At 42.0% G+C, this 26549-nt stretch carries 28 protein-coding genes and 2 pseudogenes; 16 read left to right on the top strand and 14 right to left on the bottom strand.

Annotated features, from left to right (window positions below; translation table 11 throughout):
• The first annotated feature begins 39 nt into the window (after window positions 1–39).
• A complete protein-coding gene (locus tag KFQ09_RS06155; RefSeq protein WP_046342884.1) occupies window positions 40–897 on the top strand; it encodes an SMI1/KNR4 family protein in 858 nt (285 codons plus the stop codon).
• A gap of 90 nt (window positions 898–987) precedes the next feature.
• Here KFQ09_RS06155 and KFQ09_RS06150 read toward each other — a convergent pair whose 3' ends face one another.
• Window positions 988–1359, bottom strand: coding sequence for a hypothetical protein (locus tag KFQ09_RS06150; protein WP_007496834.1), 372 nt, complete (start codon window positions 1357–1359; stop codon window positions 988–990).
• Between the two features lie 181 nt (window positions 1360–1540).
• Between KFQ09_RS06150 and KFQ09_RS06145 the strand changes: the two genes are divergently transcribed.
• Window positions 1541–1978 carry an Rrf2 family transcriptional regulator gene (locus tag KFQ09_RS06145; protein ID WP_017366776.1) on the top strand — a complete coding sequence of 146 codons (438 nt, stop codon included), beginning with the start codon at window positions 1541–1543 and terminating at the stop codon, window positions 1976–1978.
• 65 nt (window positions 1979–2043) lie between these two features.
• Window positions 2044–2958 (top strand): NAD(P)/FAD-dependent oxidoreductase, encoded by a 915-nt coding sequence (locus tag KFQ09_RS06140; RefSeq protein ID WP_255836110.1) that lies wholly within the window; start codon window positions 2044–2046, stop codon window positions 2956–2958.
• A 10-nt stretch (window positions 2959–2968) separates the two neighbouring features.
• Here the strand turns inward: KFQ09_RS06140 and KFQ09_RS06135 are convergent, their stop codons facing one another.
• Window positions 2969–3169: a hypothetical protein gene (locus KFQ09_RS06135; RefSeq protein ID WP_255836109.1), complete on the bottom strand. Its 201-nt coding sequence runs from the start codon at window positions 3167–3169 to the stop codon at window positions 2969–2971.
• A gap of 113 nt (window positions 3170–3282) precedes the next feature.
• Here KFQ09_RS06135 and KFQ09_RS06130 point away from each other — a divergent pair, with 113 nt between their 5' ends.
• On the top strand, window positions 3283–3930 hold the full coding sequence (locus tag KFQ09_RS06130; RefSeq protein WP_255836108.1) for a DUF3885 domain-containing protein: 648 nt from the start codon (window positions 3283–3285) through the stop codon (window positions 3928–3930).
• 33 nt (window positions 3931–3963) lie between these two features.
• Here the strand turns inward: KFQ09_RS06130 and KFQ09_RS06125 are convergent, their stop codons facing one another.
• Window positions 3964–5292 (bottom strand): 6-phospho-beta-glucosidase, encoded by a 1329-nt coding sequence (locus KFQ09_RS06125; protein WP_056408143.1) that lies wholly within the window; start codon window positions 5290–5292, stop codon window positions 3964–3966.
• A gap of 204 nt (window positions 5293–5496) precedes the next feature.
• Between KFQ09_RS06125 and KFQ09_RS06120 the strand changes: the two genes are divergently transcribed.
• Complete coding sequence (locus tag KFQ09_RS06120) at window positions 5497–6228, top strand: MurR/RpiR family transcriptional regulator (protein ID WP_017366780.1); 732 nt, start codon at window positions 5497–5499, stop codon at window positions 6226–6228.
• A gap of 13 nt (window positions 6229–6241) precedes the next feature.
• Here the strand turns inward: KFQ09_RS06120 and KFQ09_RS06115 are convergent, their stop codons facing one another.
• Window positions 6242–7444, bottom strand: a complete 1203-nt coding sequence (locus tag KFQ09_RS06115; protein ID WP_255836105.1) for an MFS transporter — start codon at window positions 7442–7444, stop codon at window positions 6242–6244.
• A gap of 146 nt (window positions 7445–7590) precedes the next feature.
• Here KFQ09_RS06115 and KFQ09_RS06110 point away from each other — a divergent pair, with 146 nt between their 5' ends.
• The gene (locus KFQ09_RS06110) at window positions 7591–8070 is read left to right on the top strand and encodes an aminoacyl-tRNA deacylase (protein ID WP_041093150.1); all 480 of its coding nucleotides are present in this window, start codon (window positions 7591–7593) and stop codon (window positions 8068–8070) included.
• 32 nt (window positions 8071–8102) lie between these two features.
• Here KFQ09_RS06110 and KFQ09_RS06105 read toward each other — a convergent pair whose 3' ends face one another.
• Window positions 8103–8834 (bottom strand): LysR family transcriptional regulator substrate-binding protein, encoded by a 732-nt coding sequence (locus tag KFQ09_RS06105; protein WP_255836104.1) that lies wholly within the window; start codon window positions 8832–8834, stop codon window positions 8103–8105.
• Between the two features lie 5 nt (window positions 8835–8839).
• Window positions 8840–9010 (bottom strand): helix-turn-helix domain-containing protein, encoded by a 171-nt coding sequence (locus KFQ09_RS06100; RefSeq protein WP_255836103.1) that lies wholly within the window; start codon window positions 9008–9010, stop codon window positions 8840–8842.
• A gap of 103 nt (window positions 9011–9113) precedes the next feature.
• On the opposite strand from KFQ09_RS06100, the gene KFQ09_RS06095 reads away from it, so the two are divergent.
• Window positions 9114–10289 (top strand): MFS transporter, encoded by a 1176-nt coding sequence (locus KFQ09_RS06095; RefSeq protein ID WP_046342896.1) that lies wholly within the window; start codon window positions 9114–9116, stop codon window positions 10287–10289.
• An 87-nt stretch (window positions 10290–10376) separates the two neighbouring features.
• Here KFQ09_RS06095 and KFQ09_RS06090 read toward each other — a convergent pair.
• Window positions 10377–11455, bottom strand: a pseudogene (locus tag KFQ09_RS06090) (DUF3900 domain-containing protein).
• A gap of 200 nt (window positions 11456–11655) precedes the next feature.
• On the bottom strand, window positions 11656–11805 hold the full coding sequence (locus KFQ09_RS06085; protein ID WP_008344201.1) for a DUF1540 domain-containing protein: 150 nt from the start codon (window positions 11803–11805) through the stop codon (window positions 11656–11658).
• Between the two features lie 354 nt (window positions 11806–12159).
• Between KFQ09_RS06085 and rfbF the strand changes: the two genes are divergently transcribed.
• Genes rfbF through KFQ09_RS06060 form a run of 5 tightly spaced genes read left to right on the top strand, consistent with a single transcriptional unit; the run spans window position 12160 to window position 16941 of the window.
• On the top strand, window positions 12160–12924 hold the full coding sequence (rfbF, locus tag KFQ09_RS06080; protein WP_017360424.1) for a glucose-1-phosphate cytidylyltransferase: 765 nt from the start codon (window positions 12160–12162) through the stop codon (window positions 12922–12924).
• Between the two features lie 4 nt (window positions 12925–12928).
• Window positions 12929–13900 (top strand): GDP-mannose 4,6-dehydratase, encoded by a 972-nt coding sequence (locus KFQ09_RS06075; RefSeq protein ID WP_039956184.1) that lies wholly within the window; start codon window positions 12929–12931, stop codon window positions 13898–13900.
• A 12-nt stretch (window positions 13901–13912) separates the two neighbouring features.
• A complete protein-coding gene (locus tag KFQ09_RS06070) occupies window positions 13913–14824 on the top strand; it encodes a putative nucleotide-diphospho-sugar transferase (RefSeq protein ID WP_046342902.1) in 912 nt (303 codons plus the stop codon).
• Window positions 14821–16011: a glycosyltransferase family 2 protein gene (locus KFQ09_RS06065; protein ID WP_046342904.1), complete on the top strand. Its 1191-nt coding sequence runs from the start codon at window positions 14821–14823 to the stop codon at window positions 16009–16011. Before KFQ09_RS06070 ends, KFQ09_RS06065 begins: the two co-directional genes overlap by 4 nt.
• Window positions 16012–16941: a putative nucleotide-diphospho-sugar transferase gene (locus KFQ09_RS06060; RefSeq protein WP_024718603.1), complete on the top strand. Its 930-nt coding sequence runs from the start codon at window positions 16012–16014 to the stop codon at window positions 16939–16941.
• 34 nt (window positions 16942–16975) lie between these two features.
• Here KFQ09_RS06060 and KFQ09_RS06055 read toward each other — a convergent pair whose 3' ends face one another.
• On the bottom strand, window positions 16976–18214 hold the full coding sequence (locus tag KFQ09_RS06055) for an MFS transporter (RefSeq protein ID WP_255836102.1): 1239 nt from the start codon (window positions 18212–18214) through the stop codon (window positions 16976–16978).
• A gap of 144 nt (window positions 18215–18358) precedes the next feature.
• Entirely contained in the window at window positions 18359–20398 is a 2040-nt protein-coding gene (locus KFQ09_RS06050) for a penicillin-binding protein PBP4(5) (protein ID WP_255836101.1), read from the bottom strand.
• Between the two features lie 249 nt (window positions 20399–20647).
• On the opposite strand from KFQ09_RS06050, the gene KFQ09_RS06045 reads away from it, so the two are divergent.
• Complete coding sequence (locus tag KFQ09_RS06045; RefSeq protein ID WP_255836100.1) at window positions 20648–22060, top strand: SLC13 family permease; 1413 nt, start codon at window positions 20648–20650, stop codon at window positions 22058–22060.
• On the opposite strand, the gene KFQ09_RS06040 is transcribed toward KFQ09_RS06045, so the two are convergent.
• Window positions 21992–22405, bottom strand: coding sequence for a hypothetical protein (locus KFQ09_RS06040; protein ID WP_230677322.1), 414 nt, complete (start codon window positions 22403–22405; stop codon window positions 21992–21994). The genes KFQ09_RS06045 and KFQ09_RS06040 overlap by 69 nt on opposite strands.
• A gap of 82 nt (window positions 22406–22487) precedes the next feature.
• Here KFQ09_RS06040 and KFQ09_RS06035 point away from each other — a divergent pair, with 82 nt between their 5' ends.
• Window positions 22488–22715 (top strand): hypothetical protein, encoded by a 228-nt coding sequence (locus KFQ09_RS06035; RefSeq protein WP_017360415.1) that lies wholly within the window; start codon window positions 22488–22490, stop codon window positions 22713–22715.
• On the opposite strand, the gene KFQ09_RS06030 is transcribed toward KFQ09_RS06035, so the two are convergent.
• Window positions 22696–23175 carry an Hsp20/alpha crystallin family protein gene (locus tag KFQ09_RS06030; protein WP_008344182.1) on the bottom strand — a complete coding sequence of 160 codons (480 nt, stop codon included), beginning with the start codon at window positions 23173–23175 and terminating at the stop codon, window positions 22696–22698. The two genes, KFQ09_RS06035 and KFQ09_RS06030, sit on opposite strands and share 20 nt — an antisense overlap.
• Window positions 23176–23240: 65 nt before the next feature.
• On the opposite strand from KFQ09_RS06030, the gene KFQ09_RS06025 reads away from it, so the two are divergent.
• Window positions 23241–23498: a hypothetical protein gene (locus KFQ09_RS06025; RefSeq protein WP_008344180.1), complete on the top strand. Its 258-nt coding sequence runs from the start codon at window positions 23241–23243 to the stop codon at window positions 23496–23498.
• Between the two features lie 6 nt (window positions 23499–23504).
• Window positions 23505–23737: pseudogene (locus KFQ09_RS06020) on the top strand (hypothetical protein).
• 35 nt (window positions 23738–23772) lie between these two features.
• Here the strand turns inward: KFQ09_RS06020 and KFQ09_RS06015 are convergent.
• Both KFQ09_RS06015 and KFQ09_RS06010 read right to left on the bottom strand, forming a co-directional pair.
• Window positions 23773–25164, bottom strand: a complete 1392-nt coding sequence (locus KFQ09_RS06015; protein WP_008344176.1) for a branched-chain amino acid transporter BcaP — start codon at window positions 25162–25164, stop codon at window positions 23773–23775.
• Window positions 25165–25342: 178 nt separating this feature from the next.
• Window positions 25343–26416 carry a tetratricopeptide repeat-containing glycosyltransferase family 2 protein gene (locus tag KFQ09_RS06010; RefSeq protein WP_255836099.1) on the bottom strand — a complete coding sequence of 358 codons (1074 nt, stop codon included), beginning with the start codon at window positions 26414–26416 and terminating at the stop codon, window positions 25343–25345.
• Window positions 26417–26549 lie beyond the last annotated feature (133 nt).

Genomic DNA, 26549 nt, shown 5'->3' with positions numbered 1-26549 from the left:
GGTAAAATGAGATAGAAATAACAATTGGAGGTATTTTATTTGAAACCATTTTGGGATACAGACAGAGAAAGTGAAGAGACATTTAAGAAAATCAATGAAAAAGGCATTGCAAAAGCAGAAAAGAAACTAGGCGTCATCTTGCCTGATACATATAAGAAGCTTATCCTCGAACAAAATGGCGGTTATACCTTGCATAATGCTTTTCCAACAGACCAGCCGAATGGATGGGCAGAGGATCATGTGTCATTTGATCATTTAAGAGGAATTGCCAAAGGCGAAGGTATCATGGACAGTGATTATTTAATAGAAGAATGGGAATTGCCTGAGGGACTTGTGCTGATTTGTGGAGATGGACATACGTGGATCGCATTGGATTATAGAGAAACAAAGGAACATCCGCCGGTTCATTACTTTGATCTAGAATATGAAACGGATTTTAAATTAGCGGATTCGTTTGATGAATTGATTGCGGGGCATTATACCGCAGAGGATAGCGAAGAAGATGGGATGTCAGATGAAGAGTGGCAGGCTGAATATGAAAAGCAGAATCCGCCATTATCAAAAGAAGAAGTGAAAGACATATTGAAGACTCGAGACCCTGAGGCACTTCATAAAATTGTGTTTTTTCATTTAGACCAAATTGATGATATCAAGTGGTTTTTTTCAGAAGTAGAAACTTTTATGAATTCCATTCAAGACGAAAATATGTTAGTAACTGCTGGCTGGGCGCTCAGCACAATCCTTACACTGAATGATGTGGTGGTTAAGCAGAATGACGATATTTTTCAAAGGGCACGTCGTTTTGCGGAGCAATTGAATCAATCAAAAATAGAAGAAATGCATGAAATCGCTTTTAATATATCATTATGGTTGGAATTTGATTTAGAAGAGCAATAAGAATATCTATTTCATGTGAAAAATATCAGAAATAGAAATCTTTTAAATTATTAAAAAGACCCCCTCACCAAAAGGGGGTCACCAATTCCTTTACTCCGCACTCTCCTCAACATCACGGCTATCTTCTGTTTCACCAATATAAATAGGACCGTTTGCATGGTCGATTCGGATTGGCCATTCGTATGGGACTTGCAGGCGTCGTGCGATGGCTCTCCAAAACTTTGCAGAATCAAATTCTAGTTCTTGAAAGTCTTTAAGCAATTCTTTATAAGAAGATCCATCAAATTGAATGTACGAGTCTTGCAGACGCATAAAGGCGTAATGTCTCACTTCTAATGCTGCCGCAGCTTCCATTTCTTCTTCTGTTGCTTCGCCAATGATTGTTCCTGCGGGTGGAAGCATGTCGTATACGTTAAATTCCTCTTCTTCTTCGTGTGCTGCATTGTGCTGTTGATCTGACATTTTTTTCACTCCTTCTAGTCTTCATCAAGCTTTTATTCGTGCTTACTTCTATTATCGGAAGGAAATGCGAAATGTGGAATGAAAAAAGAAGCAGATCCACAATACTTGCTTTTTCTTCTTGAATCTTTTATGATCAATTACAGATATAAAAGGTCTATAATAGATAGAAAGGAATGTTTCTATGAAATATTCTAAAGCGACCAACTATGCGCTTCATACGATGGTATTTTTAACCCTTGCACCAAAGGGGAAAGCAATAGGCGTTGAGCCTCTCGCCAAGATGCAAGATCTTTCACCTACCTATTTATCTAAAATTTTAACAAAGCTTGTGAAGGCGGGGTTGATTGAATCAACACCTGGCGCAAAAGGTGGTTACACCATTCTGAAAAAGAAAGAAGACATTTCGTTTTTAGACGTCATTCAGGCGGTAGAAGGACAAACCCATTTATTTCGTTGTTCTTTAGAACATGATTCTTTCATGCCTCACGATGGCTGTTTGATTGAACAAGTCATGCAGGATGTTGAAATGAAAATGCAGGAGACGTTAAGTCAAAAGCGGTTAGTTGATATTGCAAGCCAAATAGAGCAGACAGAAAAAAATCCATTTTTCAAGATGTGATTTTTTTTGAGTAAATTATAGATATTAAGAGTCTTTAAAGTCTTTTATAAAAAGGAGAGATTGACATGTTATTAGATTGTGCCATTATCGGAGGCGGACCAGCCGGATTAAATGCAGCTCTTGTTGTGGGGCGGGGCAGAAAACAGGTCATGGTATTCGATGATGAGATGCCAAGAAATCGAGTGACTCAGGAATCACATGGATTTATTACAAATGATGGAGTGACACCGTTTGAGATCAGACAAGCGGGAGAAGCGGATCTTCAAAACTACCCCAATATCCAAATCAAACGAAGCAGAATTGTGGAGATACAAAATCATGAGGACAACTTCGCGTTACTGACACAAGAAGGAGAAAGATTCGAAGCGAAAAAAATTATTTTGGCCACAGGACTTCAGGATATATTACCAAAGATCAACGGGATTCATGATGTGTATGGAAAGACGTTGTTTAGCTGTCCTTTCTGCGATGGCTGGGAGCTGAAGGACAAGCCACTTGCCCTGATTGCAGAGAACCAGCGCGCTTTGCATATGGCGAAACTTCTTTCCAATTGGACAAAGGATTTGATTGTGTTTACAAATGGACAGCAAGTGTTAGCTGAAGAGGAGAAAGCACTGTTATCAGCACATTCTATTCAAGTTATTGATGTGCCAATTGTAGCGATCCATCATGACAATGGACAGCTGCACTCTATTCACCTTGCGAATGGGGAAACAGTGAAACGAGAAGGCGGATTTGTCGCAAGTGATTTCAAGCAGTCAACCCCTTTTGCTGAAAAACTAGGCTGTCAAATGACGAAAAATGGGGGCATTGAAACAGATATTCTTGGGCGTACAACCGTCAGCGGTATTTTTGCATGTGGTGATAATTTAGGCGGACCTGCTCAGCTTGTTCTTGCAGCAGCAGGTGGAAGTCAGGCAGGAATGGGCGTGATTCATGAACTTGTGCAGCAAGAGTTTCAACAAAAAACATCTCTGTAAAAAGAGATGTTCAGCGATGAGCGATTTTCCGTTTTGCTAAGACGTGAGCAGTCCATTCAAAAAGTGCGTAGATGACAAAGAAGATCAGGATCCAGCTGCTGACATCGACCCATACATTGTTGATTTGAATGATGTTCGCCTGATCAAGTCCAGTCTGTATCCACATCGTGATCAATGCGGTGAGGAATACCTGTAAAAACCATTCTTTCAATTGGTCACACCTCCATCTCTTTCTATCATATAAGAAATGACAGTTTATTTCCAATTGAATTTCCATCAGTTTCAACGGTAAAATAATAAATAAAACCAATGGAAGGACATGAGATGAGCGATCAAACCAATCGTTTTTTAAAAAGTCATTTTCCTGATCTTGTCCTCACGCCGTCTCTTTTTTATAGGTGGCCTTTTGGTCTTCGCTTTGAAGTGGCAGATTGGTCATTAGGAGAAGAATCGGTTGTATTAGAAAAAGCAGGCGATCGGGCTTTAAAAATTGTCAGATATGCTTTTGATCCAGAAGACGATATTCTACTTGTCACGGATGTCTATACGCAGCATGAACATGAATTAACGAAGCAAAAGCTCCTTGTTTATCAAAAATATGCCGACCGACAAGTGCGTCACCGATTGCGTCACGAGCGTGTGACCTATATACAACCAAAACAAGAAGAAACAATGAAAATAGAGAGATTTACACTCAAGTGTCAGTTGCAAGATATTCGATTGCGCCCGCTATTACAAGCCATATGCCAAGAGGATTTCTACAAACCGAATCAAATCATGAAAGGAAAGCTTGGTTATGACATTTATCTCATCAATCTCTCAAAACAGATGATTTTCCACTTATATGATGATCGAGGTTGTGATCTTATTGCGGCAGATCCAGAACATCTGCGTCCAGTTTATGAAGGTTTACAGCACTGGCTCTTAGACTATGACCGTGCTCAGATGGATCAGTTGTTTGCCGAGAAATAAGAAAAACCGCACTTTGACAAGTGCGGCTTCTTTTTATGCTTCTACTTTATTGAAAAACTGTGGCAGATATTCTTTGTGTGCTTCTAGCATTTCATCTAGGATGCTTTTTGCAATGGCATCTGATGGGACGAGCGGGTTGATGGTCATGGCGACAAGTGCTGTGTTGTAGTCGCCTGTCACGGCTGCTTCAGCGGCTACACGTTCAAAGGATTTAATTTGAGAAATAAGTCCTTTGACAGCGACCGGCATTTCACCAACAGCAATTGGTTTTGGGCCGTCTTTTGTGATGACACAGTTCAGTTCAACGGCAGAATCATTTGGAATGTCACTGATGGCGCCATTGTTGATTGTGTTTACAGGCTGAATGTCATGCTTGTCGTTATAAATGGATGCGATCAAGTTACATGCTGCATCACTGTAGTAAGCACCGCCTCGTTTTTCAAGTTGTGGCGGCTTAATATCAAGATCAGGATCTTTGTAAAGCTCGAACAGGTCATTTTCTAGTGCACGGACGACTTCTGCACGAGTTCCCTCATTTTCTGCTGCTTTTTTCTCTTCAGCCAACATATCACTTGTTTTGTAATAGTAGCGGTGGTACGGACAAGGAATCACGCCAAGCCCTTTTAAGAAATCAGCATCCCACGGAATGGCGTGAATGTTGTTCATCGACATCGTAGAGTTTGGATCTGCCATGTCTTCGATCACTTGATCCATGATGCTTTTGCCATCTAAGAATACGTTCAGTCCAAATACCATATGGTTTAATCCAGCAAAGCTGACTTCGACTCTGCTTGCGTCGACATCAAGGCCTTTGGCGATGCCCATGCGAATGCCGATTGGTACGTTACATAAGCCAACAACTTTGCGGTGGTTTGAATAGCGAAGTACGGCTTCTGTGACCATACCAGCTGGATTTGTGAAATTCACAAGCCAAGCATCCGGGCATAATTCTTCAATATCTTTCACAATCTCAAGAATGACAGGGATGGTGCGCAGACCCTTGAATAGACCGCCTGGACCGTTTGTTTCTTGACCAATGACATCATATTTTAAAGGAATGCGTTCATCCTTCATACGTGCTTCCAGTAATCCGACGCGGAATTGTGTTGTGACGAAATCAGCGTCTACCAGTGCTTTCCGGCGATCTAAAGTTAAATGAACCTCGATTGGAAGCCCTGCTTTTTTCACCATGCGTTTTGCAAGATTTCCGACGATCTCAAGCTTTTCTTTACCTGCTTCGATATCGACGAGCCAAAGTTCGCTAATTGGAAATTCCTCGTACCGTTTAATGAATCCTTCGACAAGTTCTGGTGTATAGCTTGATCCTCCGCCGATTGTGACAACCTTTAATCCTTTTGCCATGTTCTGCACCTCCGAATAATGTAACGCACAATGTTATAATAGAGTGAATCAATCTTTTATCATTTGTTTGTACATCTATAGCTTATCGTGAGAGTACCTTGTGCGTAAACGGTTTCAGCGTCTTTAGGCAAGGGTGCCCTATTTAGAGATTTGTTACATAAAAGAAACGTGTTGTGTCATGTTGTTGGAGAAAGGGGAAGTCAGATGTTTTCAAGTGAGGTCATTTCCAGCTTTAATGAACTAGAAAGCGCTTTATACCGATACATTATGGAAAACAGTGAAAAAGTCGTCTATATGAGAATTCGTGATTTGGCAGATGCCGCACATATATCGACCTCATCTGTCCTTCGCTTTTGTCGAAAAGTGAATTGTGAAGGCTTTTCAGAATTTAAGGTGAAGCTCAAAATGTATTTAGAAGCAGAACAAACACCTTCTTTGAAAAGCACGCAGCATTTCCTGTATGAATTTATCGAACGGACACTTAAAGGAGATTTTGAGGAGAAGATTAAAGAGGCAGCGAAGCTCATTGCGGATGCAAAGAATGTGCTGTTTATTGGGACGGGCAGTTCTGGTATTTTGGCGCAGTATGGGGCAAGGTACTTTTCAAGTCTGGAGAAATTTTCGTTTTACATCAATGATCCATTTTTCCCGATGAATATGCAGTATTTAGACAATAGTGTCACCATTGTGCTGTCGGTATCAGGAGAGAACAGTATTACGATTGATCATATTTCGAAACTTAAAAGAGAAGGCAGCACGATCATTAGTATTACAAACAATCAGCACTGTACAATTTCTCGTATTTCTGACTTGAATATTGCTTATTACGTCACAGACGAACGAGTCCATAGAGCCAACATCACTACACAGACACCCGTTGTCTATATCCTAGAAGCAATGGCGCGTGACATGTTTGCGATGTTAAAAGAAAAGTAAAAGAGTCGCTGCCTTAAACAGCCGCTCTTTTTTTCTGCATCATGAAAGTGGTGATGGCAATGCTTGAGCAGATGAGTACAAACAGTCCGCCTAACAAATACACAAATCTCGCTCCGAATGTATCCGCAATTAATCCAACAAAGAAAATAGATAAACTGACAGACATAGAAGAGAGAACGTATTGAGCCGAATACACCTTTGATAACTCATGGACTGGCGTTTCCGTTTGGAGGATGGTTTGCTGCGAAACATCCCGAATTTGATAGGCAGGCCCCATTAAAATACAAAGCAGCAATGCAAGCCATGGCAGGCTGTTTAGCGAAAATAGGATCGTCAGCACTGCATAAATAAAAGAGCCCGCTGCCATAAAGAGGAGAAGTTGTTTTTGAATAAACTGACTTAGCCATGCGGCCATGAGTCCGCCTATAATGGCACCTATATAATATGCGGCATTGATATATCCCCACCATTCCGCACCTTCATTTAAAACAAGTGTGACAAAGGCAAGCGTAACCGGTCCGACCCACAAAGCACCTGCAATATTTTCACTAACATCCATGAAAGTCAGGATGCGAACCGTTTTGTTTGTCCAAATGATCTTCCAGCCATCCTTGAACCCGTTCATCTTATTTTCTTTTTGAACCGTGTCTTCTTGCTTGAGTAGAGAAAAAACAGGGAGGATCAATAGATAAGACAACACAATCATGAAACAGGAAGCCCACATTAAATAAGATGGACCAATCAACAGGACGAGCATTCCAGTAAACGAATAGCCGGCGATTTGAACAGATTGATAAAAAACGGAGGCTGTACTGTTCGCTTTCACAAGCTGATTTGCTGGCACAAGCATCGGCATGATGGCCTGTAATAAAGGGCTGATGAACCCGCCTGTGATGGAAATCAAAACGAACGCACTAAACAGCCAGATCAGGTGCTGCTGAAAGAAATCAAATTGGGTCGTGAATACGACGAGCATTCCAATACGTAAAAGAGGGACCCATTTCAATAGACGCTTGGCTTGAAAGAGTTCTGTCAAAACAGGAGAGAGGAGCCCAGCCAATAGCTGACATAGTGTTCTTATGAGCGGAAATACAGCCGCATAGGCGACAGATTGTGTATCTTGATAAATAACCAATGTGACTGTCATCAAAAATAGAATATCACTTAGCATGAGAAGGCTTTTACTGCCTGTATAAAACCAAAACTTATTTCCCATATCCAACCGACTCCTTTTCAAAAACAAGTTCAGTATAGCATGTTGGCGAAGTGTGCAGAGGTTTTCCATTGAAAAATACATCTTAAGGATGAGAGGATTGTGATAAGCTAAATGAAAGAACATCGTAAGGAAAGGGGTTCAATCCATTGAAAAAATTACCAGCGCATGACTTTTTGGACAAGCATGGCATCCCGTATGACATCAAAACATTTTCTGCCGAAACAGAGAAGGGCGCAGCGAATGTAGCGGCTGCTCTTGGTTTTAGAGAAAGACAAATGATCAAAACATTGATCTTTGAAACAGGGGAAGGGGAGCAGCTGCTTGTAATGGTGGGTGCTGACCAGCACATCAAATCAGGGAAACTAAAGAAAGCCGCAGGCTCTCGCAATATCAAAATGGCTTCACCAGACACGGTGCTTGAAGTGACAGGCTATCGCATTGGCTCCATCCCGCCATTTTGCTGGCAGCCTGAAGGGTTCCGCACGATTATCGAAGCATCGCTATTAGAAGAAGAGATATTAGGCGTTGGAGCGGGAGAATGGGGAAATGAAATACTCATCACACCAGAACAATTAGTGAAAGCCTCAAAGGCGGTCCCATTTGATCTAGTTCAGCCATCCGAATAGAAAAAGTGCCTGTTGTTGAAGCAGGCACTTTTTTAATTGGAGTCAGGTGCTATAAAGGGTCCGATGTCTTTCATTTGCAGAAAAGCATTCACCGTCCTATTTTCCTCAAGGTCATTCGCCCGTTTGCAGACCACAACAGGTCTGATAATGTCTATTCCTTCGATATACACGCGCCCAATCTCTCCACGTTCTAAGCTTCGCTGAACAGCGTCACGAGGAACAAGGGTGATGCCATAGCCAGCTTTGATCATTTGAATGGCTTCGTGGACACCACTGAATTGTAAATCAACGGTCGGCTGTTTAATTCCTTTAGCGGTAAAAAGGGAAAAAAGCTTGTCTCTCGTTGAACTGCCTTCTTCTCGCATTAAAAAAGGTTCATGGCTCAGTCGTTCTAGTGGGACGGTTTGTCCATTTAACGGATGATCCACAGGCACGATAAAGTCATAACTTAAATCAGTTAAGTGAGAGGTGTGAAGATCTTCGTGGTGCAGATCTTCAATTACGGCGATCGCCACATCTGATTGATATTGAAGCAGGCTTTCGATCACTTGAGCGGAGTTTCCGCTTTTTAATTCAATGTCTGTCTGTGGCGATGCTGTTTTAAAAGAGGCAAGCCAATCAGGCAGTAAAAAGTTAAGTGGTACGTAGGTAGAAGCAATTCTGAGTCTTCCTTTTTTTCCGTTTTGCAGAAGGGTAATCTGATATTCTACTTCTTTTTCCGCCTCGAATACTTGCCGGGCATATGGATACAGGATCTTTCCCATCTCAGTCAGTGTAATCCCCGGCCGTTTCGTTTGAAAAGACGAAAGCCGATCTCTCGTTCAATGCTTCGTAATTGTGCTGTCACAGCCGGCTGCGTCAAAGACAGCACGTCTGCCGTTTGTGTGACACTTTTTGTTTCGGCTACCTTTGCAAAAATACGGAGGGCATGTAAATTCATCTTTGCACCGCCTATCAATTATTTTGATGATTCAATCAAAAACATTCATTAGATTTATTATAAGGTATCCCTTATCGTAAAGGTAGCGAAGGGGGAAGAAAAAATGGATCGTCGTCAAAAGCAAGTGGTGTCAATTGCGCTCATCACAGCATTTGCCCTTATTGGGGATTCAATGCTCTATATTGTTCTCCCGGTCTATTGGAAAGAGATTGGTTTATCATCCATTTGGGAGGTGGGGTTACTGCTGTCTATCAACCGATTCATTCGTATCCCGCTAGCACCTGTCGTATGGTGGCTTTATCGATATATTCCAATGAAGACCGGTGTACTGATCGCAATTTTGATCGCGTCAGTGACCACGATATTATATGGTATGAGTGGATTTTGGCTGCTATTGATTTGCCGCTGTGCATGGGGTCTCGCTTGGACGTTACTCCGTATGAGTGGGATGAGGGTCTTGGCTGAAATGGACGAAGGCTCACAAGGACATTTGACGGGTCTTTATAATGGGCTTTACCGGCTTGGCAGTTTATTTGGCATGTTATTTGGTGGAATCCTTGCCAGCTTGATCGGTTTTCAGTCCATGACGCTTGTCTTTGGCTTACTCACATTAATGGGCTGCATTTTTTATGTATCGTTAGAAGAAATTGAAAAGAGAGAAGGCACGCAGGTGTATCATGGCATCAAACAGAAGTGGTTGACACGAGATGTGGTAAAAGTACTGATAACAGGCATGCTGATCGCACTGATCATCCAAGGTTTATTCGCATCCACGCTGAGTCATGTCATTGAAGCAAAGATTGACCAAGATGAATTGACTTTGTTTGGCTTTGTCATCGGAGCTTCGGCTTTAAGCGGTGTTATTCAAGCGCTCAGGTGGGGATGGGAACCATTTCTCGCACCGAGAACGGGTAAATGGTTTGATCGTCTTGTGATGAAGGAACGAATGTTAAGCTGGATGTTTCTTTCATTTGGAGGGCTCAGTTTTCTTGTGATCATGCTGAAGGTAAGCGGCTGGTTCCTATTGATGCTGCTTTTGATGCAGCTGATGGCAACAATAGTCACAACGTTCACCGATACACTTGCCTTTCAAAAAGCTTCTGCTCAAACAGATAAGAACCGCTTTCTCGCCAGCTATTCTTTTGTTCAAGATATGGGGGCTGCTTTAGGACCTTTGTGTGGGTATACGTTGATCCAGTTTTTCGGAACAAACAGCGTCTTTTGGCTGATGCTTATCATAAGCTTAATGCTCGTCAGCATGTGGATAAGAAGCGGGTAGCATGTTTCTTCTAGTGCAGTGTAAAAAATAAAGCGTTATATAAAAAACTGCCTCATGCAGCTGATCGCAGGAGGCAGTCATATTCTCTTATTCTAAGTCTGAATCATAGGCTTTTTGCGTGAGTTGGCTGACGACCTCTTTCAATCCATTGGGTTTATGGAATTCAACAGGTGTGCTTCCTTTTTCAAATACAATTTGATCTGCTTCAACGAGCACGACATATCGATTGTTGACCTTTGCGATATGAATCGAGTGGCCGAAGTCGGCTAAAAGTCCTTTAATTTCTGTTTCGCCTAGACGCATCTTCATCGTGATATCAGGGGTTTGTTCCACAATATGAGAAGCTGCTAGCGTGACCTGTTCTGTATCGAGTGTTTCCCGAATCTCCCGTTTTTCACTTGCTTCCCATATTTCAAGGTCCTCTTCAAATTGTTTTAATTCTTCACTTTCATCCTGAAATGTTTCAAATACATGTTCCTGCACCATATTCATGACCTGTGATTTCATGATTTCAGGCATCGATTCCCGTATTCGACGAATTTCAGAAAGTCTTCAAAATAACGAGCGTGTGAGGATTGGTGAATTTTCACTTCGGCTTCCTCTGTCATGCCCTCTTCTGGCATAAACGGGTATTGAATCGATTTCATGTTTTTTGTTGTAATCGCCATTTCTACTTTTTTGATCAAGGTAGATGTATCAGCAATAGAAGCGACTTTCTGTTCAAAATCGCATTTCATGATAAAGACAAAAGAGTCATCGAAATACTTTTTAGGAGCCGCAGATGCAACCAAAAACACGCCGCCTCTTACAGCACTTGTATCTAAATAGGTGCGAACAAATTGTTCACTGCATTCGTTAAATACTTCTTTTGTATCTGCAAATCTCGTCTGATGAAATAAATTGTAGTTTGGATTTGAATCGAGTTCATGCCCGGGTTCGACAATAAATCGGCCAATTTTAGTCGGTACTTGCTCAGACTTAGGGTGTCTGTCCACTTTTCGTTTGACGATTTTTTTAAGCTCACCGTCTAGAAAGTCCTTCAGCTCACTTTGTTCAAATTCTTCTTGGTCTAATGTTTGATAATGTTTAAACCGTTTATTTGCTTGTTCCTCTTTGCCTTCTATTTCAACGACATAGAATGATAGAAATCGTATCGTAAAATCCACTGATTGGTCACCACTTTTTCTTCTTTGGATATGTTGAGTATAGAAAAAGGAGTGAAAATCGTCAACGAATGGAGAAATATCGTGTCATTATTTCCCGAGAAATGTTTCGTGAAAAACGCTTGATAATAATTATCATTCTTGATAGAATGATAAAAGAAAAGAAGGAACCTGCCAGTTCCTTCATCTCAGAAAATCATGTATTATTTTGTTTCAAATGTTTCGCAATCCGTTTCAGCATTGCGAGTCACGTCAGTCATTGTGCTTTTACCAATTTTAATTGTAGAGGCTGTACAGCTGTTGTCAGCCCAAAAACGGCAAGAGTTCACTTCACAAAGTACATTTTGTGCCATGGGAATTCACCTCCGTGATTCATATTAAGAATGAAGCAAGCTGCCACTTGAGTTCATTCAATCTAGTAGTCTCTTTATCGAAAGAGTCTGTTTGTGCTGTTTATGCACATGTTTATCATACCATCTACCCTGAAAATATACAATTTAAACTTTGAAAGAGCGAGAATGCAAATCTCGCTCTTTTTTGTTTGTAAAAATAGTTAAATGCTAGGTGGCACCCTCTCTTATTCCGACATATGAATAGAGTAGATTCAAAACCTGATGTCGGACAAAGTATAAGGGTACATGTACTGATTTTCCGCATGAAGATAGGGTTTTCAATCAAAAATTTTCATAGAGAGATGAGGGGAGAAGATGAAAGCAGTCATTCTCTGCGGAGGAAAGGGAACGAGAATGAGTGAGGTCACACAAGCGCTTCCTAAACCACTTGCTATGATCGGAGATCGGCCTATTCTATGGCATATTATGAAAATCTATCAGTATTACGGTGTAGACGAGTTTATCTTATTGCTTGGATATAAAGGAGAGAAAATCAAAGAGTATTTTCTCAACTACGACTGGCGGCATCACAGCATGCAGCTGGATATGTCGACAGGGGAAATGAAGCTTTTAGGGAATTCGGAGAATTGGAAAATCACCTTTTTAGATACGGGTGAGAATACGATGACAGGCGGGCGGTTAAAGCAGGTACAGGATTATATTGGTGATGAGACATTTATGATGACGTACGGTGACGGACTTGCCAATATCAATATGTTTCATTTGCTCAAGCGCCATCAAGAGCTTGGAGCAGCTGCCACTGTCACAGGAATTGAAAAGACATCACAGTACGGCACGCTGAAGGTGTATAACGGGATGGCACAATCCTTCTCTGAGAAGACAGACAGTATCGGGATGATCAATGGAGGATTTTTTGTGTTGTCTCCAAAGGTTTTTGATTATTTAACAGATGATGATCAATGTGTGTTCGAAGCAGAGCCTCTTCAGAACTTGGCGAATGATGGCGAGCTTGCAGTCTATGAGCACCACGGATTTTGGACAGCAATTGATACGTATAAAAACTTGAAAGAAATCAACGGCATGTGGACTGAAGGAAAACAACCATGGAAGGTTTGGTGACAGCATGAGCGGATTTTGGAATGGGAAAAACGTATTTGTGACTGGGTGTACGGGATTGTTAGGGAGTTACCTCGTCAAGGAATTGATAGATCAAGGGGCAAACGTAACAGGGCTTGTACGTGATCAGGTGCCAAGATCGAACTTATATCAAGGCAGTCAATTTGAAAAGATGAATGTCGTCCAAGGCGCACTGGAGGACATGCAGACGATAGAACGTGCGTTAGGAGAATATGAGATTGATACGGTCTTTCATTTGGCTGCCCAAGCGATTGTTGGGGTCGCAAATCGGCACCCGGTCTCTACATTTGAAGCCAATATTTTAGGGACATGGAATGTGCTGGAGGCGTGCAGAAGGCAGCCGCTCATCAAACGAGTGATCGTGGCATCAAGTGATAAAGCATACGGAGATCAAGAACAGCTTCCTTATGATGAAGACATGCCGCTTAACGGCAAGCACCCATATGATGTGTCAAAAAGCTGTGCAGATTTAATTTCTCACACGTACTACAACACATATGGTCTTCCGGTTTGTATTACGCGCTGCGGTAATTTATACGGAGGCGGAGATTTGAATTTTAACCGAATCATTCCGCAAACCATCCAGCTGGTATTAGAGGGAAAGGCGCCAGAAATTAGAAGTGACGGTACCTTTATCCGTGATTATTTCTATATTGAAGATGCGGTCAAGGCTTATTTACTGCTAGCTGAAAAAATGGAGGAAAAAGGGCTTGCAGGAGAAGCATTTAACTTTAGTAATGAAATTCAGCTGACCGTGCTTGAGCTCGTTGATAAAATCTTAAAGGCAATGAGCAGTGAACTAAAACCTCGTATTTTGAATCAAGGAACGCATGAGATTAAGCATCAATATTTATCAGCAGAAAAGGCGAGAAAGCTGCTTGATTGGAAGCCTGATTACTCCATTGATGAAGGGTTAGAAAAGACAATTGAATGGTACCGCGAATTCTTTCAAAAATAGAGGTGTAAACAGATGAACAGCATATATTGTACGGTTCTATCAAGTGGAAGACTTTATCAAGCCATTGCGTTTTTCTTATCGTTGAAGCAAGTAGAAGATGATGCTGTCATCAAGACGTTATGTATGGATGATGCTGCATTTGATTTGCTTCATCAAATGAATTTCCCGCATGTCGATCTTGTTCATGTACGTGATCTTGAAACGCCAGAGCTGTTAGAAATCAAAAAGGAACGAAATGATTCGGAATATTGTTGGACATTAAAACCGATTTGGATAGAGTGGCTATTTAAGCAGGACCAGGCGGAGGAAGTGACGTATCTTGATGCGGATTTGTTCTTTTATGAGAGTCCGCAAGTGATTTTTGAAAACCAGCCTGATGTCTCTGTGCTTCTTTCAAGAGGGGATATTGTCATTCCAAGCTTTGATCCAGAGGAAGTGAAGATGCTTCAGAAACTTTTAGGGCGCTATAATTCAGGATTCCTCCATTTTAAAGGAGATGAAGCCGGCCGGAAGTGCCTGAGCTGGTGGAAAGAAGAATGTCTAAAAGAATGCAAGAATGCGCCTGGAGAGGGGAAATTTGGCGATCAAGGGTATTTGGATCATATGCCGATGCTGTTTGAAAAAGTAGAAGATATTCAAACAAAGGGTGTGAATATTGGTCACTGGAATTATGGCCAGCATTCTTATCAGGAAGAGAATGGACGTATTTTGCTTGAGGATGGGAGCCCGCTCATTTGTTATCATTTCAGCGGATTTCGGATCTTAAGCAAAGATGATATGCAGCAAATCCATGAAAAAGGAAGAGATGACTTGCCATTTTTCCAAGAAGCCTATCGGGAAGTGCTGCGTCATGTGATTGAATCGGTAGAACAAGTCAATCCGATGTTTAACGGCTATGCCAAACTGGAGGAGGATGGCGCATGAATGAAAAGCCGAAGGTCAGCGTCATTATTCCGAGTTATAATGCGAAAGAGCGTTTAGAAGGGAGCCTCTTTTCCTTAACGCTTCAGGAAACCGATATTCCATTTGAGGTCATTGTCGCTGATAATGGGTCAACGGACGGCACGATGGAAATGCTCGAAAACATTGAGGTGAACTTTCCATTCAAAAAGGTGCGTATTCCTGTCAATCAAGGAATTGCCAAGGGGCGCAATCATGCCATTCGTGAGGCAGAGGGAGACCTCTTAATATTCCATGACAGCGATATGCTGGCAGAGCCCCAATTTATTCAAAAGCACGCAGAGGCACATGCTGATCATGAGGACCGTGTCATTTGCGGTGTATGCTGGAAGCGAATCTACCGTTATTTTTACACCGGTTTTGATAAAGATCATGTGAAGCGATTAAAAAAACAAGGACTGTATCAGCGGAAAATGAAAGACAAAACGTCTCTTGTGTCGATGGAGGAAATAAAAAACGGAGCATTTCTAGAGAGAAGCTTCGACTTGCAGTCCGAATTTATTGATATTCTGAAAGACATTTTAAACACGTACGACTATGATTTAAGTTCTTATCAATTGCCGTGGCGATTTTTTATCACAAATAACTCTTCCGTCAAGCGAAAGCATGTCATGGAACTAGGGATGTTTGATGAAAAAATCGTTCGATACGGGTTTGAGGATTATGATTTAGGCATTCGTCTGCATCAGCTTGGCCTCTCATTTGAGCTGCGTGAGGATATTTTAAGTGTGCATCAGGAACATCCAAGTAATTTAACGTCATTCGATGACATCAAATATAACATTTTGTATATGTGCGAGAAGTACAACAATATTGATTCGATTGATGTTCATTTGGCTTTCTCTGGACCATTTTCTCATACCGTGACAAATGATATCGTGAAAGACATTCGCCAGCTGCGTAAGAATGCAGCATATGATGATCTGCTCGCTTATTTTTTGGAGCTGCTTCATATGATCACAGAGCGGAATGTGGGCATTAAACGTGATCAAAAGGACGTGCTGACGGCAAAGCATTTCCCTTTGAAAAAGCTGTCAGAGACGGCCCAGCTTGCCAAGCAGGAACATGGATGCACGGTGCTGGCAGAAGCCATTCAAGGGCTCACAAAAGAGCTGCTGCATGTTGATTTGTTCCAAGTGGATGTGTTGTAGATGGCATCCTATCATTTCACAACCATTGTGTCGAATACCCATGTATTTAAGCTGCTGGCGCTGATTCATTCACTTGAACAGACGGCTCAATCATACAAACTTTCTGTCTTATGTGCTGATCCTTTGGCTTACAAGGTGTTAAGTCAATTTCCTCATCCACATGTCCAATATGAACAGCTTGAAGATGTGGAAGATGATTCGCTGCGAAAAGCAAAGGCGGATCGTACGTTCCACGAGTATTGCTGGACGCTTAAGCCTGCGTTTCTACTCAAAATTCTTGAGTCCTCTGATGCAGATTATCTCGCTCATTTGGATACGGATTTGTATTTTTATCATGATCCAGAGGCGATATTTGCAGAAAATCCACTCGCTCATGTATTTTTGACAGATCATATGAATTCCAAGCGATTCTATCACTTTTATGAATTATCCGGCCGTTTTAATACTGGGTTTGTAGGCTGTCGAAACACAGATGTGGCCAAACGGGCTGTGACGCAGTGGAAAGAGAACTGCATTGCGCACTGTACAGTAGAAATGGATACGGAAAAAAAGACATATGGTGATCAGCGGTATGTTGAAAGATGGGTCGATGATTTTGAGGGTGTCCATGTGGTGGCATCTAAAGGTGCCAATGCAGCGATTTGGAATATTGAAAACTATAAGCTCTCCGTTGTGAAAGGAGATATGTATCTCGACGAATGTCCACTGCTGTTCTATCATTTTTCTGCCTTTACGATCATTGATGAAAATACCTTTAATCTGAACTGGTATTACTATATGACAGAACACACTCTTGTGGATCATTTGTATATTCCGTATGCGGATTTGATTCATCTGAAAATTAAACAGGTGCAAAAGGTCTTTCCAGACTTTCAGCAGGGGTTTATTGCAAAGAAGCATGTTCCGGACACGCATTTTTATGAGATATGAAAAAACCGCTCATTTATTGAGCGGTTTTTACCTTTTATGATTCATTCCATTTCGCTATGGTCTGATCGCTTGGCAGTAAGAAGGCTAGGATGCCTAATATCGGTAAAAAGGCGACACCAATCATGGTAGGCGTTAAACCGACTGCATCAATTAATGAGCCGAGGGCAACGGATCCAATCGCTCCCATACCAAACGCAAGCCCAACAGTTAAACCAGACATTGTGCCAATTTTCCCGGGAAATAGTTCTTGGGCATAGACCACGGTGACAGAGAAGCTTGAGGTCAGAATGATCCCAATGAGTCCAAGTAAAACATAAGCAAAAACTGGTCCGGCAAATGGGAGAAGCATGGCAAGCGGAAAGGATGCTAATAAGGAAATTAAAATGACGGTTTTCTTGCCGAAGCGGTCTGCAAGCGGCCCGCCTAAAAATGTCCCAATCGCACCCAATATAAGAAATAAGAAAATATAAGTTTGTGATTCTTTAATCGTCAAACCATATTGTTCAATCGCATAAAACGCATAGAAATTCGAGATCGCATTTCCATACCAAGAACGCGCGAAAATAAGAAAGACGATAATGCCAAGTGCTGTGAGCGCTGACTTGCGGTGAAGTTCAGATCTTGCTGCTTTTGCAGGCGCTTTTTTCGCTTGTGCTCGAATGGTTTGAAGCTTTCTTGCGTACCATCTCGAAATATAGAGAAGGAAACCTACAGCCACCATTCCAACGATCGTAAACCAAGCGACTCCAGGCTGACCGAGCGGGACGAGCATGAATGCAGCGATTAGCGGAGCAAAGGCTTGACCTGTATTTCCACCGACTTGATAGATGGATTGAGCAAGACCGCGTCTAGGACCAGCTGCCATGTTGGCAACCCGTGAGCCCTCTGGATGGAAAATCGCAGAGCCGAGTCCAATAAAGACGACGCACAGTAGGATGGTCGCAAATGACGGCGCAAACGCAAGGCCGAGAATGCCGACAGCACTTGAAAATAATGCGATAGGCAGTGCATAGGGCATCGGCCGTTTATCTGTGTACCACCCGATCGCAGGCTGCATGACAGAGGAGACCATATTTAATGTAAAGGCGATTAGCCCTAATTGAGTAAAGGTCAGCCCCATTGAGCGTTCTAAAATAGGGAACATGGCAGGAATCACGGCTTGCAATGTGTCGTTGAGCATATGGCAAATACCAATAATCAATAAAATAGGATAAACCGTTGAACCGGTGACCGCTTTTTGAGGTTTATCCTTTGTTTGAGCAGCAAGAGCCAATGAGACTTCCTCCTTTCATTCAACTTGTTTCTTTTTTCATTCTCCTCATTTTATTCATAAGGTGAACTATAAAACAATAGCAAATTGTCATGATTTAGAAAAAAAGAGACACATGCGCTTGATGGAGCGTGTGTCCCTTAAGGGTTATTTATAGAAAGAAGCGATGACAGGCTTCATTTTTTGAATGACAAGTCCACTGCCTCCACGGTTTTTTACACCTTCAATCATGCCGACGAGGACGTAATCTTCTTTTTTAGGATTAAACGCAAGTAAAAATCCATTTTCAGTACCGTCTGTCGCACCTTGTTTGCTCTTTAGTTCCGCTGTTCCCGTTTTAGCGGCTATATCAGCCCCTTTTATTTGCAACGAGTGAGCGGTTCCGTTTGAATTGGTGACGACTTGAGTCAGTGCGTCCTTCACCGTATTTGCTGTATCTTCTTTGATAATCTGTTTTGGTGATGCTGTTTTTTCATCCTGAATGACTCGAGGGTACACAAGCTTTCCTCCTGTTGCAAATGGAGAATAGGCATGTACTTGTTCAATTGGAGACATGAGTAATTCTCCTTGGCCATATGCTGAGTCGGCGAGTAAGATGTCTGATTGGATCCCGTCGTTAGACACTTGTGCCGGTTTCATTGTGAACGGCATGTTTAAATCATCACCAAACCCAAATGTTTTCACTTTTTTCTCGTAAGTATCTTTGCCGATTTCAAGGGCTTCCTGTCCAAAATAAATATTATCTGAGTACACGAGGGCATCGACCATATTGACTTGTTCTTTGTCATGAACCCGTGTAATGCGATAATTTCCCCATGATTGATCCTTCTGCCATTTCAGTCCATGAATGGTGCGCACTTTATTAGGTTTTGTGACACCTGTTTCCAGTCCAATCGCTGCTGTAATGGTTTTGAATGTAGATCCTGGTGCATATCTGCTCGCATATCGAGCTTGGAATGGGAGATCAGGATTTTCACTGTATGCTTGATATTGTTTAGGCGTGATCCCGTTGGTCATTAAATTGACATCGTAAGAAGGGGTGCTAACAAGCGCTAATAAATCACCTGATGATGGGTTCATAATGGTGACAGCCCCTTTTTCACCTTTCAGCTGTTGATAGGCTTTTTTCTGTAAAGATGCATCAATGGTCAGCTTGACTGTTTTTCCGTCTTTTCGGTCTGTTTTTTGTAATGTTTCTTCAATACCTGTTTCATCATGGATAATGAGGATGCTTCCGCCATCTTGTCCTCTTAAGTTCTTGTCAAATGTGAATTCAAGGCCGGTTTTGCCGATGATTTGATCCGCCTTTAAAGCTGGATTTCTTTTGATATCATCCGCATTTGCTTTTCCCACATAGCCTGTCAGATGAGCAGCGGCTTCGTTATATGGATAGTAGCGCATTTCCTTCGTTTGATAGGTGACGCCATTTATGTCTTTTGGAATCGGCTTTTGCTCTAACATAGACTTTAGCGGGACAAATGTGTCATCTGTGACCCATGCTTGTTTCAGCTGATTTTGAATCAGCTCTTCATCTATATCAAAAGCGCTGCTGATTTTTTTGATGTTGCTTTCTTTTTCCGTACCTGTCCCGAGCTTTCCAGGGATGATGCCAAGTGCGTGTCCACCAGTTGTTTCGGCTAACGTGCGCCCTTTTCGATCTACAATATTTCCGCGTACCGCAGGATCCGTTGTCACTTTGATGGTGTCACCCGTTTCCATTTGCGGGAAGATGAGATTTGGTTTCCAGTCTACTTTCCACTTGTTATCCTCTTCGGAGAGAACGCCCTTGTAAGAGAGTTTATTCAGTTTTCCAAGTGACGTTTTCATCGTGACATCATAGGTGAATTGATACCCATTTCCTTTGTCCTGTTTTTCTACGTTGACGTTTGAGACGTTTAGATCACTTGCACCAATGCCGCTAAAGATCTTATCGTATTTTTCGGCAAGTTGTTTTTTAGAAAAGTCACTGGCTTTCAGAGAGCCGCTTGTGACCTCATCTGCTAGTTTCGTGAATTCTTTTTTCTCCAGATGTTTCGTAAAGGATTCAGCGGCTTTCAGCGCCTCTTTTTCTTTTGAGAAAAGCGAATCTTTTAAGAAAAAGAGAGCAGCAGCAATCACGATGATGCTAAGAAGGGGAATGATGACTTTTTTCTGTTTCCAAAATGATTTTCGTTGATCTGTATACAATGAAAACACCTCAATTTTTGATTAGATCCTCTATAGTTTACAGTTACTGTGTAGGATTTGTATAGTTTCTCCTATGAAAATAGACCAAGACATGAAGTGGAAATATGAATCAAGACACAGTTGCTGCTGAAGAATCTCTTCATTTTTTCTTATGATTTAAAGGATTTTTTATGTGATCATCGAATGTGAAAAATTAGAAAAAATTAAAAGCGTTTTCATGAAGGAGGAATTGAGATCGTTTATAAAAAAGTGAATCTAACTGGACTTGTTCTTGGACCAATCTTCTTTTTGCTTATTTTTTTGCTCATTCCAGAAAGTGAATTGACCTATGCAGCGAGAGTGGTACTGGGCGTTACGGCTTGGACTGCGACATGGTGGGTCACAGAAGCTTTGCCTATACCGGCGACCTCTTTATTGCCCATCATCCTTTTGCCAACACTTGGCGGGCTATCGATGGAGCAAACATCAAGAGCTTATGGAGACCCGATTGTTTTTATGTACATGGGCGGATTTATGATTGCCATCGCCATTGAAAAATGGAATTTACATAGAAGAATGGCCTTACATATTTTAAACATCATTGGTACAAGAAGTGACCTAATTGTATTAGGGGTTATGATGGCAACGGCTTTTCTATCTATGTGGATTTCAAACGCAGCCACAGCACTGATGATGCTGCCGGTGGCACTGGCTGTGATTAAAGAGGTGAAGGCGAACGATATTTTGTCTGGTGCATCTCTTGACCGATTCAGTAAAAGCATCCTATTATCGGTCGCTTATTCAGCCTCTATTGGCGGACTGGCGACACTCGTTGGGTCTGTGCCAAATGCTGTTTTTGCGGCGATGTCAAAAAAGCTGTTAGATCGAGAAATTATGTTTTTTGAATGGTTTTTGTTTGGTTTTCCGGTGGCGGCTGTTCTGCTTATTCTCTTATTTCTGTATTTGACCAAGATACAGTTCAAGGTAGAGCACACAGGGGAAATGGGAGCAGCGTTTATACGGAAGGGTTTAGAGGATTTAGGCAAAATGAAACAAGAAGAAAAATGGGTTTTTGCTATTTTTCTTATGACGGCTTTTTTATGGATCTTTAAGATCTTTTTGTTTGGCGGGCTTCCTGTCTCGGATACGTCGATCGCAATCTTTGGGGCGATGCTGTTATTTCTCATTCCAGCGACAAATGGAGAGAGAATACTAGAATGGCAGGATATGAAGCAGTTGCCATGGGGGCTTTTGCTTTTGTTTGGAGGCGGGCTTTCGCTCGCTACAGGATTTGCGGAAACGAATCTAACAGGATGGATCGGGGAAAATTTACAGCATTTAAATGGGCTGTCTTACCTCATGCTGCTAATTATTTTAACGGCTTCAATTTTATTTATGACCGAAATTATGTCTAATACAGCAGTTGCGAACATGATCATTCCAATTACAGTAGGGCTTGGACTTGCAATTGGCATGGAGCCGTACGGCTTAATGGCTGCGGCTGCGTTAGCTTCCTCATGTGCGTTTATGTTGCCAATTTCCACACCGCCAAATGCGGCTGTCTTTAGTGCAGATGTGCTGAAAATATCTGATATGGTCAAGGCTGGCTTTTGGCTAAATGTGATCAGTATTGTAGCGATTGTGCTTGCGGTTTATTTCTGGCTTCCGGTCGTGCTGAGATGAAGACTTTGATCGAATGGAGACTTTTGGTGTTTTTGTTTCTTTTGGCTTCGGTACTGAAGCTGCCTTTTTGAGGTGCGGGTCCTTTGGCGTGTAATAGGTAGCTCCAATGTTGAGTCTGCCTTTAAGCTGATCAATGGAAAGCTCACCAAACTCTAAATGGTAGTCAATTTTGTCCACATGCAGTGATTCAATGTGAATGTGCGTATCCTCCGAGACAGGCGGAGCAGGTGCAGACATTTTCTGCTCAAGAGCGGTGAGTCTTTTTTCCAGCTCGACGACAGAGAGGGATGGACTGGCTTCGGTTTTTTTAAAGAGTGATTGAATGAAATGTTTCAAGTGGACCACAACCTTTTCTTTCGCCTTGCTCTAGTCTATGGAAAAGCTGCCCGGTATATACTTATAGAGATACATGAAAGGGGAGAAGTGCATGCTGCCTACACGCATTCAGATTACCCATATGAAGACGAATACGATTGGTACAGGGTCCTCGATGACATTCGGTTCGACGATCGTACGAAATCACTGCTCGACGATCAAAAGAAACAATGGTTTTGGTGAACAAAATGCCGATGGCGTGATCACGATCTTGCCGATTGAAACGATTGATGATCGTGATCTAATAGACGCAGTCAGTATCAATATTCGTCATCTATGATAATCGCAGTTGCTTTTCCTTCATCTTTTTGCAACCGAATATATAGCACGCCGTCTTTAAAAGCCGCATTCATTTGACCAAGAATCATATCTGGGAGCCGAATTTTTCTTTCAAACGGACCATACTTTCCTTGTTTTTGGCGAAAATCCTGTTCGTTAAAAAAGGAAAAACGCTGTCCTTTTACAACTAAATATTCACCATATGACAGCACCTGAACATCTTCCTTCCGGTAGCCAGGCAAATAAATTAAGTACTGAAATTCAGTAGGGGTTTCCACAATGTCGACTGGTGGAAACGATGCATCTGTTCCTCGCTGATCTTGCTGCGAGAATGTAAAGGGAGACGGACCATTTGCCATAAAGGGAGATCTTTGCTCATCATCGAATATCATTTTCCAAAAATCATCTCCATGCATTTGCTGGGCAATGTCCATCCACTGCTTCATTTTTTCGAAGTCCATGTGAAGACCTCCTGTTAACATACTTGATGGGTGCTCGCATATACCTATAAAAAGGAGGTTTATCTGTGGTTCAACCAACTCCGTATATCAATATTAATATTTTCATGTTAAAAATTAATTCCTTTGAAAATGCCTCGGCGGTGAATGTCGGACAAAATTTGTTAGCAGAGTGGCAAAACTCAGATAAAAAAAATCAGGGGTACGGACAGAATTTTGGAGATGCCAGCGGTTTTGTCGGAACAAAGAGCCATGTAGATGATCGAGATCAAGTGGACTCACCTGCCTCTTTTTCGCCAGCAGCTAAACCTATTCCAAGGAAGTGATGTGTGATGTTATTCTCACCCTCAGTCGTCAATGTCGGTGCTTTTAAAATCAATGCAATGGATCGGGGGCATCACTGACGCTAGGACCTTATCAGCAGATCGATTATTTTCTCTCGATGAAATTGAACCAAGGTTTTGGTGAGGACAATGGAGATTGTTCACCGCTTGTCATTCCGATTTCAAGCGTATTCGATCCAGATATGGTGGACTCGAATTCAGTGAAAAACAGTGTGATTTAAACAAAAAAGAGACCGGGATTCCCCGTGTCTCTTTTCTATTGTGTTTGATTCAGATGGCTTTTGCGTCTTGCGTAGGTAAAATACACAACGACACCAATGGCTACCCAGATGAGGAAGGCTCGCCATGTCTCCCATTTCAGTGTGGCAGCCAAGATCATACAAATGACCGCACTAATGATGGGAAGAACAGGAACAAAGGGTACTTTAAACGCTGTTTTCATATTCGGATGTTTTTTCCGGAGTATGATCACAGCGATCGAGATCACCGTAAAGGCCGCAAGTGTACCGATGCTGACTAAATTAGCAAGTGTTGATAAGTTGACGAAACCAACGATACATGCCGCAACAGCGCCTGTCAGCCAAGTGTTGGCAACCGGTGTCTTCGATTTTGGATGAACGTTTGAAAAGATTTTTGGCATGAGTCCATCTCGGCTCATGGCAAAGGTTAAACGAACCTGAGCGTAGACAAGTGCAATTAACACGGTCGTAATCCCAATAATAGCACCTGCCGATATAATACCAGCGACACTATTCAGTCCAACCACTTGTAAAGCAAAAGCGACAGGGTCACTGACATTCAGTTTCGTATAGTGAACCATGCCGGTTAAGACAAAGGACACCCCGATGTATAAAATTGTACAAACACCGAGCGCGCCAATAATTCCGATTGGCATCGCTTTTTGCGGGTTTTTGACTTCTTCTGATGCATTAGCGATTGCATCAAATCCAAGGTAAGCAAAAAAGACAGTTGCCGCTCCTGCAATCACGCCATGGAAGCCCATTGGCATAAAAGGTGTCCAATTTTCAGGTTTAACGTAAGCAAAGCCTGAAATGATAAAGAGGAGGACAATGGCAATTTTGATGAGCACAATGATGTTATTCAGCTTCGTGCTCTCTTTTACGCCTCTTGAGACAATAAAGGTAATGAGTAAAATAATGAGTGCGCCTGGCAGGTTAAAGATGGCCCCATCAGCGGCTCCGGGTGCAGCCGATAAAGCCTTCGGTATGTGCAGACCAAATCCACTGAGCAGTGATTGAAAATAGGATGACCATCCGCTTGCCACAGCAGAGAGCGCAACAACATATTCAAGCATTAAGTCCCAGCCCATTAAAAAGGCGAGGAATTCTCCAAGTGTTGCGTAAGAATACGTATAGACACTTCCTGACACTGGAATGGACGAGGAAAATTCAGCGTAGCAAAAAGCAGCAAGGGCGCATGCGATCGCAGCCAAAATAAAAGATATAATAATCGCAGGTCCCGCATCTTTCGCAGCCGCAACCCCCGTTATCACAAAAATTCCAGTCCCGACCACACAGCCAATGCCAAGCAAGATTAAATCAAATGTATTCAAAGAACGGCTCAGCCGCTTCGTTTGACTTTCAAGCATGAGCTGATCGAGAGACTTTTTTCTAAATAAAGAACTCATGTTGACCTCCTAATGGATAAATCTTTTCGTAAGACGAATGTTAGTATATGCGTAAATGACAATTTAGTCAATTGGCTGAAAAACGCTTTAAATCACTAAAGTGTTAAATGTCACAAAAGTCTAATGTGTATCAAAAGACATCCGCCGTCATTGACAGGCGGATGTGATAACAGGAGATTTACGTTTCTTCAGCAAATATTTTTTCATTGTACAGCACACTCGGATGTGTTGGGTAATGGGCTGAGGATGCAAGATGATGGGTTTTCGCTTGAGCCAAATCACCGAGCTGATAATAACAATAGCAAAGCTGAAGGTGAGGATACCATGTTTTATATTGTGTCAGTGTAAAGGCTGTTTCGATTTCAGGTGCCTTCAGTGCCTGCTCATACCAATAGATCGCTGCTTTGTGTTTATTTTGTGCTTTGAAATGATCCCCAATCCGGCAGCAAAATTCTGGACGGGGCTGATCATATAAGAAGGATCGCAATAAGGAGGATAAGGCGGCTTCCTCAAAACCGACTGCATAATAGCAGTCAGCTAAATTTTGGCATGTGCGAATTTCATCCTCAATCCAGCATTGTTTTGTGGCTAAAAATTTGTGATAAAAGCGAATCGCCTTCACATGCTGCTTGTTATCTCGTAATTCATTGGCGAAGTAAAAGAGATCACGAGGTGTCATCTCTTCGCCTTTTGCAAGCATGTTTTCATAAATGCGCAGATTGCGTCCAGGCTCTCCGGCGGTTGTTTTCTTACGCTTTTGATGGGTGACGGCGATATCAGCGGGAAAAATGTTGCCATACACTTGAAGGAATTCATGAACGGCCCCATACCACTGAAAGTTCAAGGCACGCTTGACGAGCCGATTTCTTCTATATTTAAAATTCACCTGACCGTCCTCACTAAATCCAACGTGGTAAAACATCGAGACGGCATCTACTGCGGGATCAAGCGTCTGTTTGAGCTGAAGCAGTTTTTGACGGTCCTCTTCAAGTAGGACATCGTCGGCATCCAGCCATAAGATATACTCTTTTGTCGCATGGGAAAAAGCGAAATTGCGTGCTTTTGCAAAATGCTGGACCCATTCAAAGTCGAGTACCTTTGCTGAAAAGGAGTGAGCAATGTCCTTTGTTTGATCCGTTGATCCTGTATCAACAATGATCATCTCATCTACAATGTCTTGAACAGAAGACAGGCAGTCAGCCAAAACCTCATCTTCATTTTTCACAATCATACATAAACTAATGGTTATCATCTTTAGATCACCTCTTCATAGTGTATCGAGCATCAAAAGGAAACATTCTTTTCAGCAGCGGGTTTTTTTAAAACTAGTTTTCTGCTACTGGCTGATTTAAAATAAAGGAAGAATCTATGTAAGGGCTGATAAA

It is taken from the genome of Bacillus sp. FS02 (genome assembly GCF_024398395.1).
Classification (GTDB): Bacteria; Bacillota; Bacilli; order Bacillales; family Bacillaceae; genus Bacillus; species Bacillus altitudinis.
Note: the sequence above shows the minus strand (reverse complement) of the source record. Positions and strands in the feature narration are given on the sequence as shown.

Excerpts from the sequence above, each read along its gene's own strand:
- KFQ09_RS06015 (WP_008344176.1), bottom strand. The coding sequence starts at position 25,164 with ATGAGTTCTTTATTTAGAAAAAAGTCTCTCGATCAGCTCATGCTTGAA.
- KFQ09_RS06095 (WP_046342896.1), top strand. The coding sequence starts at position 9,114 with ATGGATCGTCGTCAAAAGCAAGTGGTGTCAATTGCGCTCATCACAGCA.
- KFQ09_RS06130 (WP_255836108.1), top strand. The coding sequence starts at position 3,283 with ATGAGCGATCAAACCAATCGTTTTTTAAAAAGTCATTTTCCTGATCTT.
- KFQ09_RS06125 (WP_056408143.1), bottom strand. The coding sequence starts at position 5,292 with ATGGCAAAAGGATTAAAGGTTGTCACAATCGGCGGAGGATCAAGCTAT.
- KFQ09_RS06060 (WP_024718603.1), top strand. The coding sequence starts at position 16,012 with ATGGCATCCTATCATTTCACAACCATTGTGTCGAATACCCATGTATTT.
- KFQ09_RS06085 (WP_008344201.1), bottom strand. The coding sequence starts at position 11,805 with ATGGCACAAAATGTACTTTGTGAAGTGAACTCTTGCCGTTTTTGGGCT.
- KFQ09_RS06010 (WP_255836099.1), bottom strand. The coding sequence starts at position 26,416 with ATGATAACCATTAGTTTATGTATGATTGTGAAAAATGAAGATGAGGTT.
- KFQ09_RS06105 (WP_255836104.1), bottom strand. The coding sequence starts at position 8,834 with ATGGGAAAGATCCTGTATCCATATGCCCGGCAAGTATTCGAGGCGGAA.
- KFQ09_RS06075 (WP_039956184.1), top strand. The coding sequence starts at position 12,929 with ATGAGCGGATTTTGGAATGGGAAAAACGTATTTGTGACTGGGTGTACG.
- KFQ09_RS06150 (WP_007496834.1), bottom strand. The coding sequence starts at position 1,359 with ATGTCAGATCAACAGCACAATGCAGCACACGAAGAAGAAGAGGAATTT.
- KFQ09_RS06065 (WP_046342904.1), top strand. The coding sequence starts at position 14,821 with ATGAATGAAAAGCCGAAGGTCAGCGTCATTATTCCGAGTTATAATGCG.
- rfbF (WP_017360424.1), top strand. The coding sequence starts at position 12,160 with ATGAAAGCAGTCATTCTCTGCGGAGGAAAGGGAACGAGAATGAGTGAG.
- KFQ09_RS06030 (WP_008344182.1), bottom strand. The coding sequence starts at position 23,175 with ATGGACTTCGAAAAAATGAAGCAGTGGATGGACATTGCCCAGCAAATG.
- KFQ09_RS06070 (WP_046342902.1), top strand. The coding sequence starts at position 13,913 with ATGAACAGCATATATTGTACGGTTCTATCAAGTGGAAGACTTTATCAA.
- KFQ09_RS06115 (WP_255836105.1), bottom strand. The coding sequence starts at position 7,444 with ATGGGAAATAAGTTTTGGTTTTATACAGGCAGTAAAAGCCTTCTCATG.
- KFQ09_RS06140 (WP_255836110.1), top strand. The coding sequence starts at position 2,044 with ATGTTATTAGATTGTGCCATTATCGGAGGCGGACCAGCCGGATTAAAT.
- KFQ09_RS06035 (WP_017360415.1), top strand. The coding sequence starts at position 22,488 with ATGCTGCCTACACGCATTCAGATTACCCATATGAAGACGAATACGATT.
- KFQ09_RS06145 (WP_017366776.1), top strand. The coding sequence starts at position 1,541 with ATGAAATATTCTAAAGCGACCAACTATGCGCTTCATACGATGGTATTT.
- KFQ09_RS06100 (WP_255836103.1), bottom strand. The coding sequence starts at position 9,010 with ATGAATTTACATGCCCTCCGTATTTTTGCAAAGGTAGCCGAAACAAAA.
- KFQ09_RS06120 (WP_017366780.1), top strand. The coding sequence starts at position 5,497 with ATGTTTTCAAGTGAGGTCATTTCCAGCTTTAATGAACTAGAAAGCGCT.